General features: G+C 63.0%; 12 protein-coding genes. 3 read left to right on the forward strand and 9 right to left on the reverse strand.

Going from position 1 to position 12,576, the window contains the following annotated elements; translation table 11 throughout:
* Positions 1-23: 23 nt before the first annotated feature.
* Complete coding sequence (locus KBB96_RS11280; RefSeq protein ID WP_211629537.1) at positions 24-1,265, forward strand: MFS transporter; 1,242 nt, start codon at positions 24-26, stop codon at positions 1,263-1,265.
* Between the two features lie 57 nt (positions 1,266-1,322).
* Positions 1,323-3,833 (forward strand): M60 family metallopeptidase, encoded by a 2,511-nt coding sequence (locus tag KBB96_RS11285; protein ID WP_211629540.1) that lies wholly within the window; start codon positions 1,323-1,325, stop codon positions 3,831-3,833.
* A 51-nt stretch (positions 3,834-3,884) separates the two neighbouring features.
* Here the strand turns inward: KBB96_RS11285 and fumC are convergent, their stop codons facing one another.
* From fumC to KBB96_RS11305, 4 genes are read right to left on the reverse strand one after another with little or no spacing between them, the layout of a single operon-like run.
* Positions 3,885-5,267: a class II fumarate hydratase gene (gene fumC / locus KBB96_RS11290; protein WP_226373524.1), complete on the reverse strand. Its 1,383-nt coding sequence runs from the start codon at positions 5,265-5,267 to the stop codon at positions 3,885-3,887.
* A gap of 57 nt (positions 5,268-5,324) precedes the next feature.
* Positions 5,325-6,437, reverse strand: coding sequence for a hypothetical protein (locus KBB96_RS11295; RefSeq protein ID WP_211629542.1), 1,113 nt, complete (start codon positions 6,435-6,437; stop codon positions 5,325-5,327).
* Positions 6,434-7,012, reverse strand: a complete 579-nt coding sequence (locus KBB96_RS11300) for a hypothetical protein (protein ID WP_211629544.1) — start codon at positions 7,010-7,012, stop codon at positions 6,434-6,436. The genes KBB96_RS11295 and KBB96_RS11300 overlap by 4 nt, the downstream gene beginning before the upstream one ends.
* A gap of 9 nt (positions 7,013-7,021) precedes the next feature.
* Positions 7,022-7,756 (reverse strand): hypothetical protein, encoded by a 735-nt coding sequence (locus tag KBB96_RS11305; protein ID WP_211629545.1) that lies wholly within the window; start codon positions 7,754-7,756, stop codon positions 7,022-7,024.
* A 341-nt stretch (positions 7,757-8,097) separates the two neighbouring features.
* On the opposite strand from KBB96_RS11305, the gene mntR reads away from it, so the two are divergent.
* Positions 8,098-8,529 (forward strand): transcriptional regulator MntR, encoded by a 432-nt coding sequence (gene mntR, locus KBB96_RS11310; RefSeq protein ID WP_226373525.1) that lies wholly within the window; start codon positions 8,098-8,100, stop codon positions 8,527-8,529.
* Positions 8,530-8,562: 33 nt separating this feature from the next.
* On the opposite strand, the gene KBB96_RS11315 is transcribed toward mntR, so the two are convergent.
* From KBB96_RS11315 to KBB96_RS11335, 5 genes are all read right to left on the reverse strand, one after another.
* Positions 8,563-9,585, reverse strand: a complete 1,023-nt coding sequence (locus KBB96_RS11315; RefSeq protein WP_211629547.1) for a hypothetical protein — start codon at positions 9,583-9,585, stop codon at positions 8,563-8,565.
* Positions 9,586-9,678: 93 nt separating this feature from the next.
* A complete protein-coding gene (def, locus tag KBB96_RS11320; protein ID WP_211629549.1) occupies positions 9,679-10,236 on the reverse strand; it encodes a peptide deformylase in 558 nt (185 codons plus the stop codon).
* 17 nt (positions 10,237-10,253) lie between these two features.
* Positions 10,254-10,673, reverse strand: coding sequence for an ExbD/TolR family protein (locus KBB96_RS11325; protein WP_211629550.1), 420 nt, complete (start codon positions 10,671-10,673; stop codon positions 10,254-10,256).
* Positions 10,674-10,679: 6 nt separating this feature from the next.
* Positions 10,680-11,357, reverse strand: coding sequence for a MotA/TolQ/ExbB proton channel family protein (locus tag KBB96_RS11330; protein ID WP_211629551.1), 678 nt, complete (start codon positions 11,355-11,357; stop codon positions 10,680-10,682).
* 2 nt (positions 11,358-11,359) lie between these two features.
* Entirely contained in the window at positions 11,360-12,511 is a 1,152-nt protein-coding gene (locus KBB96_RS11335; protein WP_211629554.1) for a hypothetical protein, read from the reverse strand.
* Positions 12,512-12,576 lie beyond the last annotated feature (65 nt).

The following is a 12,576-nucleotide window of genomic DNA, read 5'->3' on the forward strand; positions in this document are numbered from 1 at the left end:
GTTGGACGCACCTTGTGGTCCTCATGCAAGAGTCCTTCGCTCAATCCGACGAAGCGGCAGCCGTCGCCACGGCTACAGAACGTCCGGTGCACAACACGGTCTTCGCGCTGTTGTTCGCCATCAGCTTCTCGCACATGCTGAATGACACCATCCAGGCGCTGCTTCCGTCCATCTATCCCATCCTTACCACCTCCTACGGGCTGAACTTCACCCAGCTCGGCCTCATCACCTTCACCTTCCAGCTCACCGCCTCGCTGCTGCAACCGGTGGTCGGTTTCCTCACCGATCGCAAGCCGATGCCCTACTCGCTGCCGGTTGGCATGGGGCTGACGCTCGCCGGGCTGATCTCGCTGTCACACGCATCCAGCTTCCCGATGATCCTCGCCTCGGCCGCGATGGTCGGCAGCGGTTCCGCGATCTTCCACCCGGAGGCCTCGCGCATCGCGCACATGGCGGCGGGCAAGCGCCGCGGTCTCGCCCAATCGCTGTTCCAGGTAGGTGGCAACATGGGCAGCTCTTTCGGCCCGCTGTTGGCCGCGCTGATCATCGTGCCACACGGCCAAGGCTCCATCGCGTGGTTCTCCGTCGTCGCGCTGCTGGGCGTGGTGGTGCTCTATCAGGTAGGCCGCTGGCAGGCGGGAAACCTGCACCGCATCCAGCGCAGGCCGAAACGCACCGAAGCCATTACCAAAGATCAGCCTTCGCGCCGCACAGTGGTAACCGCGCTGCTGGTGCTGGTGGTGCTGACGTTCTCGAAGTACGTGTACCTGTCCTCGCTGACGAGCTACTACACCTTCTACCTGATGGACCGCTTCCACGTGTCCGTGCAAAGCGCGCAGTATCACCTGTTCCTGCTGCTGTTCGCGGTGGCGGCCGGCACCATCCTCGGCGGACCGGTGGGCGACCGCTTCGGGCGAAAGCGCGTGATCTGGGGCTCGATCCTCGGCGTGGCTCCGTTCTCGCTGTGGCTGCCGCACGCCGGTCTCGGCATGACGGCGGTGCTCAGCGTGATCATCGGCTTGATCCTGGCCTCGGCGTTCTCCGCCATCCTCGTCTACGCGCAGGAACTGCTGCCGGGCAAGGTGGGTATGATCGCCGGACTGTTCTTCGGACTGGCCTTCGGCATCGCGGGTATCGGCGCGGCGGTGCTCGGCAAGATCGCGGACCACACCGGCATCAACCACGTCTTCCAAATCTGCGCCTACCTGCCGCTGCTGGGCCTGCTGACAGTGTTCCTGCCGGACGTGGAGACGAAGGAGAAGTAATCCACCACGCGCCAGTTTTTCCTCGCGGACCCGCACCCCATCGCCTCAGGTGATGGGGTGCGCTTTGTTTCCCGTCTTGCCTTTGCGGCCGTCACCATTGGCAGCCTTGTGACCGTTCATGCCGAGCCTTCGTTGGAAGGAGGCGGACGGACACAGGTGATTGCGGGACTCGATGGCTTTCCGTTCAAAGGCACCTCGGGCCGGCTCATTCTGGCGGGGGAAAAGACCTTCGCCCTCGCCGCCGACAAGCAAGGCCGCATTCCCGCCGCGGGCGGCTTCTATCATGACGATGCCTCGAAGGGCCGCATGATTGTGTTCGCGCATGACGGCATGCCGACCGATGGCAAGCTGCTTGCGAACGCCGCAGCCTGGGTTGCTGGAAAGGAGAGGAAAGCGGTGGTTCTGTCCGATGACCCATCATGGACCGACCGTTTGCAAAAGGCGGGATTCAAGACGCAGGTGGCGTCCTCTCCGACCTCACTGGCGGGCGCCTCCCTGATCCTCGTCCACGGCGCAAAGCACCTGGATGCCGCTCCGTGGCAAAAGGCCATCGCCGATCACCTCGAGCACGGTGGTGGAGTCATCGTAGCAGCCACGACATGGGCACAGGATGAAAATGAACTTTCCCAACTCTCCAAACTGACCGGCTCGGCGGGCATCTATCCCGCCGGTGGGGATTCCTTCGAGATCGAGAACCCGATGGCACTGGATGAGCCATCGGCGTTGCTTTCGATTTCGAAAGCGGCGGCCGCCATTGCAGATCCCAAGCTGTCCGCAGGTGATCGCAAGCTCGCCTGCCGCACCTTGGAAGGCGCCATTCCCCTACCACAGCATCCGCCCGCGCTCGACAAACTGCTGGCGGAACTCGCCACGAAATACGGCCACCTCGCGCCCACCGTGGCCAAGCCCTATCGCATGGGCCGCGATCCCCTTTCCGACCTGCGCCTGGCGGCGGAGATCGAAGAGATGAAGCACCTGCCCGTGGACAAACTCTTCGTCCACCCTTCCGCCGCGGCGTTTCCCGGTGCCGGGCCGGCGGGCACGCGTGTCAGCCGTGAACTTTCATTTCCAGCCTCATCGCCCGCCGCGGAGGCTTTCGTCAATGAGGCGGGACACGGGACATGGAGGGAAACCGGCCTCTACGCCGAGGCCGGACAAGCCATCACCGTGCGTATTCCCGCCGCGCTCGCTGGCAAGGGCCTGAAGGTCGTGATCGGACTTCATGAGGACGAACTGTGGCGCAGCGAGAACGCGGAGAAGGAACTACTACGTTTCCCGTCGATCTGCCGGACCTTCGATCTCGACAAACCGGAGACGAAGATCGGCTCCCCCTTCGGCGGACTCATCCGTTTCCTCGTCGATCCCGGAGTGAATCTGGGTGAAGCCAAGGTACGCGTCGAAGGTGCGGTCGAAGCTCCGGTTTACGTCCTCGGCAAGACCACGCCGGCCGAATGGAGCAAGGAGCGCGCGAAGCCCGGCGAGTGGGGCTATCTGGCCACGCCCCGCGTCACCCTCTACGTGCAGCGTGAGGCCTTGGTCGCGGTCAACGATCCGGCGCCCTACGCGAAACACTGGGATGAGGTGATGCGCCTTGCCGATGAATGGCTCGGCTACGCGAAGTGGCGGCTGCGGCCGGACTGCGCGGTGCAGGATGCGCAGGTGGGAGGAGGCCTTCACCATTCGGGCTATCCTCTGATGCTGGGACCGGGCGATGGCGATCATCTCATCGTGAAAGCCGATCTCGTCGCCAATGGAGACTGGGGCATCTATCACGAACTCGGCCACGGCTTCCAAAGCTGCTTCCACGACCAATACACCCTCGCCACCCACGCGGAGGTGGACGTGAACCTGATGCCGGGCATCGTCTATTCCTATCTCCATCACCGCACGGCGTGGGATGGACCGACACACGATACCTACGATGGCCCTTCGCGCATGAAAGGCATGAAGGAATTCCTCGAACTGCCGGAGGCCGAACGCTCCTGGGAAAGCGCCTGCGAAGGTGTGGCGGCGTATGACTTCCAATTCGGCCTCGCGGAGGCATTCGGCTGGCAGGTATGGAAGGATGCGTTGTCGAGGCTGATGGGATTCCTGCAGAAACCCGCGTCCGACACGGAACTCGCTTCTCTGAACGATGGCGACAAGGAGCAGCAGAAACGCGACCGATTGTTCGTGTGTCTGTGCGCCGCCTCGAAAAGCAACCTCACGCCGTGGTTCAACCGCTACGGATTGGGCAAAGGGAATTTCCCTCTCGGATCCAAGGCGCTGGCGATCGCGGCGAAATTCCCGGAATGGTCCGGAAACCGTCCCATCAGCGGGATTCAGGGACCACCCTCCATCGGTGCGAATGACACGGCCACCTATAAGGCGATCGATCCCGATCCGGGCCAGATCTTCGAATGGGACATTGTTTCCGGAAATCCGGATCAGTCGTTCTCCATCGACAAGCGTTCCGGTGAACTGAAGACGCTGAAGAAACCGGCGGCACCCGCGACCCTCCTGATCCGCGTGCAAGACTGCGGCGTGCCACGGACGGAAAAGACGATGCAGGTGACAGTGAAGCCGTAGCTGCACGCGACCCCGTCGCTCTCCCCACTCGCAAGTTGAAAACTTGCGCTGCTACGGCCGCGTCATGCGTTCCGGCACGACCCATTCATCGAACTGCGCTGCCGTTAGATGACCGCTGGCGATGGCGGCCGCACGCAGGCTGATGCCATCATGATGCGCCTTCTTCGCGATGGCCGCGGCCTTGTCGTAGCCGATGTGCGGATTGAGCGCGGTCACCAGCATCAAGCTGTTCGCCACATAGCCATCCACCACCGCGCGATTCACCTTCAAGCCTTCGAGACAATGTTCGGCAAAGCTGTTCATTGTCCCGGACAGCAGTTCCACGCTGTGGAGGAAATTGTGGATCATCACGGGATTGAACACGTTCAACTCGAAGTTCCCCTGGCTGCCCGCGAAACCGATGGCGGCATCGTTCCCCATCACCTGCACGGCCACCATCGTCATCGCCTCGCACTGGGTCGGATTCACCTTGCCCGGCATGATCGAGGAACCCGGTTCGTTTTCCGGCAGCGCCAGTTCACCGAGTCCGCAGCGCGGCCCGCTGCCGAGCCAGCGGATGTCATTCGCGATCTTCATCAGCGTACCCGCCAGCGTCTTGAGGGCCCCGGAGGCATAGACGAATTCGTCGTGCGCGCTGAGCGCGGCGAACTTGTTCGGATGGCTCTTGAAGGGAAGCCCGGTGAGCTTCGCGATCTTCGCCGCCGCCCGCACCGCGAACTCCGGATGAGAGTTCAAACCCGTACCCACCGCCGTGCCACCGATGGCGAGATCGCACAGTCCCGTCATGGTTTGCCGGATCCGATCAATGTCCCGGTCGATCAAGACGACGTAGCCCGAGAACTCCTGGCCGAAGGTCACCGGCGTGGCATCCTGCAGGTGGGTGCGGCCGATCTTCACGATGCGGTCGAACTCCACGCGCTTCGCCACCAGAGCCTCACGGAAGCGATGGCACGCCGGAAGAAGATCGTGCTCCAGCACCTCCACCGCGGCAATGTGCATGGCACTCGGAAAGGTATCGTTTGACGACTGCGACATGTTCACGTCGTCGTTCGGATGCACCGGCTTCTTCGAACCCATCTCTCCACCGGCCATCTCGATGGCGCGGTTCGAGATCACCTCGTTGGTGTTCATGTTCGTCTGCGTCCCGCTGCCGGTCTGCCACACGCGCAGCGGGAAATGATCATCGAGCTTTCCCTCCACCACTTCATCCGCCGCAGCGGTGATCAGATCGCGCTTTTCCTCCGGCAGCTTGCCGAGTTCCGCATTCACCAATGCGCAGGCTTTTTTCAAAACTCCGAGCGCGCGGATCATCGGACGTGGCATCACATCCCGTCCGATGGCGAAGTATTTCAGCGAACGCTGGGTCTGAGCCCCCCAGTAGCGGTCGGCGGGCACCTCGATGGCCCCCATGCTGTCGGTCTCGGTACGCGTCATCGCCGGGATTCTAGCCCGATTCCCGAAAAGCCACATCAAGAATCGCGTGGCCGCGCTTCAGTCACCGAAGGTGTTCATGCTGGCATTGACCTGGATGGTCCGGTCCAGCTTGAAGGTCGTATAAGCCAGCCGCTCCGGAGCGCCGCTGTTGAAGGGAGTGATGGTCAGCACCTCGAGGGTGTAGGTGCCATCTTCCTTCGCCACATCCTCCAGACCAGTGATCGCAAGCATCGCGTTCTGCGGTACCGTGGAATCATACGAAACCACGGTCGCTCCCAATGGTGTCCCGGTGGTACCGAGAGCGGGATTGCCCTTGTAGACCTGCACGTAGGTCACGCTCTTCGGATAGGCGTCGCTGAGTTGCACGCTGCCGGTGGTCGGAGGAGCCTGATACGTGCGGGTGGTGTCGATACCCGTGATCTGGGAAGTCGCCACCGGCCAGATCTGCACGGTCGCGGCGGCGTATTGGGTCTGCACACCGCCCGCATCCGGATGAGTGTAGACGGTGAATGTCTCCTGACCGGTGGCCTTGGTCGGCGTGCTGGTGGGCAGGCGCTGGAGAATGGCATTGTCCACGAAGGTGCCGTTCTGCTGGAGCGTGGTCGCGTCCGTGTATTCGCCACTGGCCGAGGCGGCGGTGTAGGCGTAGATGAGCGGATCGTAGGTCTTGTAGCTGCGGCGTACCTGCATCTTGCGCGCATACTCCGGCACGGTCGGATCGCTCTGCAGGCCTGATACCTGGATGCGCATGCCATACGGACGGTCGGCGCGGGTGCGGGCGGGCACGGAGGAATCCTCGGACAGCGCCTGGATCGTCACGCTCGGCAGATAGGTGCCCAGCGTGGTTTCATCCACCTTCACGAAGGAAAGCGAGGACGCCTTGCCGAACAAGGAAAGCGAAAGCTGGAGGCCGAGATCGAGCACCGTGGTGCCGAGGAATAGTCCAAGGCCTCCCGAGGGCGGGATATAGACCTGGCTGTAGAGTTGGAAGACCGTGTTGTTGGTGATCGGCTGGGACATGATGGTCCCGTCCGTGCTGGTCAGCGGCGTGTCGTAGATCACCGTCTGGCCGTTGACGACCTGGATCTGGCGGAGAAGGTCCTGATCCTGCCCCCGGGCCATTGTTCCCGCGGCCAGAAACAACGCCACGATCTGGAAGCGGAGTCTCATGGCGATGGCTTGGCGGTTTCACCCGCGGCAGCAACGGTGGCGGGCTTTTGGGAAGGACAGGAAATCGCTCCGCCGCGGCAAACGGCCACGATCAGAAAGTCCGACCTGCGGAGCGCCTCCAGTTTGTCTCCATCGACGGGCGCTTTGCCGGCAGCTTGATCGAACGTGATCTCAAAGGCGGAGATGCGGCCCCGGTTCGCCACTTGGAATTCCTGCCAGGATTGGAACTTCGATCCGACCGACGGTGTCTCAACCACCAGTGACTTCAGTTTCTCCGGCACGTGGATGACCGAGCCCTTCGGCACGATGGTGAACAAACCGCTGTTTTCCAGAAATGTGGACGTCTCCTGAAGGTCCAGGCCCTTCACCTGCTGCTCCTTCGGCATCAATTTGCCCGCGTTCTCGCGATGCTGGCGGGCGAGAAGCTGCGCGTCCGTCATCACGTCCGTGGCCGGAGGTGGAATGCGCTTTGGAAGGAACTCGAGGCCCATGCCCCCGCCCTTCTTTTGCGCGCACGCGGTCCCCGCCCCCATCAGGGTCAGGCAGGCGGCGGCGGTGAAGGTGCGGCGGTTCATGAATTCAGGTCAGTTTCCCGCCACGAATCGCACCTCGCCGCTGGGATCGTAGCCGCTGAATGGCGGAGTCTCGCCATTGAGATTGAAGCCATGGTCGATGTGATAGGTCACGGGAATCGACGCGTTGTTGAGCACGTAGTTCTTCGAAACCGTAATCTTGCCGGTGGGCGTCGGCGGCGTGGCCAGATACTCACCGACCACGTAGAAATAGCCGCTGGGATTGAGATTATAGTAGGGAGGATCGAAGCCCAGCAGGCTGCCCAGGCCGAGGCCTGCGAGGTAGAAATCGAGGCGGGTGTCCGGCGTGCCAAACTCCTTCTGGACGATCCATGTGTCCCCCATGTAGCGGACGGGAGCCAATGTGACATTCGGCCGGTCGCCGGAAACTTCCAGCCACTTGTCATAGAAGCGCGTGTCATTCACCTTCAGCTTCACGTAGCTGTAGGAGTTCACGTAGGAGCCGAGGCTGAGGAGCTGGTTCTTGCGAAACCGGCGCTGGGAATCCGAAGGATCGGCCGTGGCACCGGAGGCCTGGTCGCCCAATGTCAGGGTGCCCGCCACTCCATAGATCCGATAGTAGTAAGGCCGTCCCAGGCTGAGACCGAGCCCGAGGTTGAGTGAATTCATCCGCACCGGATACTGCATGCCCGGCGCCCAGCACCATACGCTCGGCGCCGCGCGCAGGGGCGCCGGGCACAGGGCGATGATGAGGCATGCGAGGAGGCTCGCTGCTGAGGTTTTCATGGCAGGGATGTAAGGGGTGGACAGAAGACTCCGCTCCCGGAGAACCGGTCCGTGCGGTGGGTGCCGTCACGGGTCAATCAAGGAGGGGGCTAGAGGATGAACTAACGACGCATGTGATATCATATGCGACGCCGGGAAATTTTTTATCATCCCCACCCCCTTATCTCGACCATAATGTTAAAAACTATTAGACTATTCACTTATGGGAACGAGGGTGGCCCTTCCCACCACGACATGGGGCGATCGTCGCCAGGACCGCCCCACCTGATGGGCTTCACCACAGGCTGCCGTGCGTTGGAAACTTGCGCTGCTTCCAACCCAACCGCTAGCATTCCGGCCACATGCCTTCCCGTTCCCAACGCACCAGCGGCTCCGTCGCCATGGACGACTACCTCGAGCAGATCCTCCACCTGATCGAGGATAAGGGTTACGCGCGGGCGGTGGACATCTCGAAGAACCTCGGCATCTCCCAAGCCAGCGTGACGAACATGCTGCAGCGCCTCGATGCCGAAGGGCTGGTCAAACACGAGAAGTACCGTGGCACCGTATTGACGGACGAGGGACAGCGGATCGCCCGGGCGATCATCGAGCGCCATGAAACGCTGACCCGCTTCCTGCGGTTGTTCGGCATCGATGAGGAAACCATCTACCGTGACGTGGAGGGCATGGAGCACCACGTCTCCCGCCCGACGCTGGAGGTGATCCGCGCCGTGGCCGATGCCCTGGAGGCCGATGCGGCACTCCTCGAACGTGTCCGGAAGCTCTGCCCCTGATCTTTCCCAGCGGCAGAGCCCGGTAAAAACGAATCAGGCGGAACGACCGAGTTCGCGACCGACAATCATCAGCGTTTCGCGCACACCAGGAGCGAAACCGCCGTCGGTCTGCACGGCGAGCATCACATTGCCCTCGCGGATGAACTCAACCGGCACGCTGCCGGCGAAAAGGCGCAGGCCACCCCCACCGAAGCCGAGGTTCGCTACCACATGCTTGAGCGCATCAATGGTGGCGATGTCCTGGGTGGCGACACGGGCGATGTGCCGGATACCCGGCAGGGCACGGGAGCGCTGGAGGATCTCCTCCGGGCTCATCTCGCGATCCACGCCAAAGATGGCGCGCAGTTCGAGCTGGCGGATGCTGGACGAATCGGACTCGGTGGCCGGAGCAGGAGCAGCGGCGGCAGGCGCAGGGGCCGGAGGCGGTGGAGCGACCTGCACGGGAGCGGCGGCAGCCGGAGCAGGAGTCGCCTGTGGCTGCCAACTCACCGGGGGTGCGGGAACTGCAGCGGGAGCCGGTGCCGGAACGGATGCCGGTGCCGCTTCGAAAGCGAAAGGAGACGCAGCAGGAGCCGGAGCCGCCTGTTGCTGGGGCGGAGCCACCGCGAACGGCGAGGTGGCGGGAGCGACTTCAAAAGGCGAGGGGGTGAACACCGGGGCGGCTGCCGCAGCAGGAGCGGGAGCCGGAGCTTCGAAACCAAAGCCTTCCTTGGCATCCGCAGCTTGGAACGGGCTCTCCCCTCCCTTGCGTTTTTCGGGCAGGCGGGCCGGTTTGCCGGGCTCCAGCGGGCGCGCGCCATTGACATCATCGGCCGCGGCGAAAGGAGAATCCGCACGCGAGACGGCGGCAAAGGGGCTCACCGGCGGAGCTTCCGAGACGGCCGCAAACGGGTTCACCGGCGGAGCCGCATCATGAACCGCGGCGAAAGGGCTGGCGGGCGGAGTCGCGGCGGCGGCAAACGGACTCGCCGGAGGCGCGTCCGGCACCACGGCGAAGGGGCTCGGTGCCGGGGCTTGGCCGGGGAACGAGTCGAAAATGCCTCGGGGATTGCTCATGAGTCTGGAGGGGATATTGGGGTCTGCAAAGATTAGTTCGCCCCCATGTCATATTCCATTGATGACACGAAGTCGAGCCCCCTTCGCAGAAAATCAACTTTCCCCAAATTCTTGAGCGAGCTTTTTCAATCGGTTACGCATCGCCACCTTGATGGCGGCGGGCAGACGATCGGTGAATAGCACGCCATTGAGGTGATCGGTCTCGTGCTGGATCGCACGGGCCAGCAAGCCGTCCGTCTCGACCACCAGCGTGGAGCCATCGAGTTGAGGGAGGGTAGCCTTGACGTCCAGCGGACGCCGCACCTCGGACCGGATGCCGCGGATGCTCAGGCAGCCCTCCGGTCCGGATTCCTTTTCCTCGCCGAATTCCAACTCCGGATTGATGAAGATCAGCGGCATGATCGAGTCGAGATCCGCATCCTCGCCATTCACGCGCAGGTAGGAAATGCACTCGGGATCGTGGGAGACATCGACCACGGCCAGACGCAGATCCACGCCCACCTGCGGGGCGGCGAGGCCCACGCCATTCGCGTCCACCATCGTCTCCAGCATGTCGCCCACCAGTTGCTGCAGCGAGTCATCAATCTCCGTGACGGGCTTGCAACGCTGGCGGAGGATCGGATGGCCGTATTGGACGATGGGGAGGATCATGGCTGAAAAGGGCTGGCTTATTGGTCCGGCCGGCGGATGCGGGCGGGCACGTCCTTAATCTGGATGCCCGCCTTGGTCAACGCATCCCAAACCCCCAGCAGGCGTTCGATCGGCATGCCCTTGTCCGCCTCCAATTCCAGCTTGCGGCCGGGGTTCTGTTTCATGAACGCCTGGAGGTAGGAATCGAGCAGGCCGTCCGGCACCGCCATCGAGTCCAACATCACCTTTCCGGAGGCATCCATGCGGATCACGGAACGCGTGGCCATCTCCTTGTCGGAGGGCATCTCATGCACTGTCGGCAATTCGATCCGCATCACGTCGCGCGGCTTCTTGGTCTGGGTGGTGACGATGAAATAGATCAGCAGCACCAGCAGGATATCGATCAACGGCACGATCTGCGCCGTCTTCTGGATCTTGGGAGGACGCTGGAACCTCACGGCGGATCAGGAGTTCGAGGGCTTGGCGCACAAGCGGGCCAGATCCGCCAGCACGCCTTCCAAGCGCGCGGTCATCAGTTCGATGCGGCGTGCGAACCACGCGTGGGCCACCAGCGCCACCACCGCGATCGAGATGCCGAAGATGGTGGTATGCAGTGCCTCCGCAATACCTCTGGCGATCGCAATGTTGTCATTCGAATCGCCGAGTCCTTGGAACACCGATACCAGACCACTGACGGTGCCGAGCAACCCGAGCAACGGAGCAGCGGCGATGAGCACATCCAGCGTCTGGATGCCGGAGTGGAGGTTCACCATCTCACCCCGGGCGGCGGCTTCCACCGCGTGGGTGATCTCGGTCTGGCCCTTGCCGGAATGGCGGACCGTCACCGCGCCGAGACGGCCCAGGACGCTCTGACCGCGCTGGAATTCCCCCTCCACCACACGCCAGCCATCGTGATCGAAATTCGCATCCAGCGCCTCGATCTTCCGCGCCAGCGTTTCCGGCACCACGGTCGAGCGGCGCAGCGAGAGCGCCTTGAAGACGATCACCGTCACCCCCACCACCGAGGCGAGAACCAGCGGGTAGATGAAGAAGCCGCCTTCGCTGAAAAACTTTCGGAGGGCGTCCAACCCTCCCGGTGCGTTGTCTGGAATCCCTGCCAGCAGGGTCTGGGCGATGGTCATGGTTAGAAATTGAACGTGATCGTCAGATCGAGGGGTTCGCGGCCGAGCTTCTTCCGCAGTTCCGGCGGCAGCGGCGGGAACTTGGCGCTGCGGATCGCCTGCAGGGTGAAGCCTTTCTGCTGGATGGTGCAATCCACCTCTTCCGTCACCGTCAGCTCCTTGCCCAGCTTGCCATCCTGACCGATGACGAAATGAACGGTCATGAAGCCGGAGGTGATGAGGTTCTGATAGCGCTCGCAGTTCCGCATGAACTCGTCCCCGACAAGGCGGTTCACCGTCGCCTGATAGCGGCCCAAGGGAGTGTCCACCACATCGACGGCGCTCTTGCCATCACGGGAGATCGAGCCACTGATCCGGGTCTTTCCGGCGGAAGGCTCGGATTGGGAAGCCGGCTTGGACGGAGGCGTTTGCTCGGGCTCGGCGGATTTCCGAGGCTCGGGAGCGGGCACGGGTTCAGGAGGAGGCTGCGGCTTGGGCACCGCGATCGGATCCGGTCCCTGCATCAAAGGGCCGGGCTCCACCGTCACAGCGGGTTCGACGGTGACCGGGGGTCCAGGTGGAAGCTGTTCAATGGTCACCCCATCATGCGGCTTTGACGGCGCGGGAGGAGTCGCATCAGGCTGCGGGTCCGGCGGCTTCTGCCGGTCCAGCGTTTCGACATGGTCGGCGGGCATGCCGTTCTGTGACGGCAAAGGCGAGGCTTGATCCGGAGTTGGAGGCTGGTCACTGGTGGCGCGGGTATTGCGCTCGCCGATGAACATCGCCTTCACCGGCGCCTCGGTGGAGGTTTGTTCGCCGGTGGTCTGGGAAAAAGTCGGTTTCAATACCGGGATGGCGGCCGCTGGTTCAACAGGCGCCGGCGCCGGTTCAACCGCCTTGTCCGTGACAGGCGGTGGCTCGGGAGTTGGCTCGCTCACCGCCGCCACCGGCTCCGCCATGACCTGCGGCATGACCAGTTCGATGACCGCCACCTGTTCCTGGGATGAGCCGGTCGTAGAAGCCGCGCTTCGCTCTGGTGGCGGGATCATGGCGATGGCCAGGAACACGAGCGCGTTCAGTACGAGCGACGCCACCAGCGAGAGCATCCACAAGGAACCCTCCCCGCTTGATCGGGCGGAACGCGCGGCGGTCATCGGTCGAAGTGAGGGGAACATGCCCGAGGGGTCGGACGGGTGCAATTCAGGAATCCCTCCCTCTCTGTGGTCTCCGAAGGAAGTTG

This window comes from Luteolibacter ambystomatis (assembly GCF_018137965.1).
GTDB lineage: Bacteria > Verrucomicrobiota > Verrucomicrobiia > Verrucomicrobiales > Akkermansiaceae > Luteolibacter > Luteolibacter ambystomatis.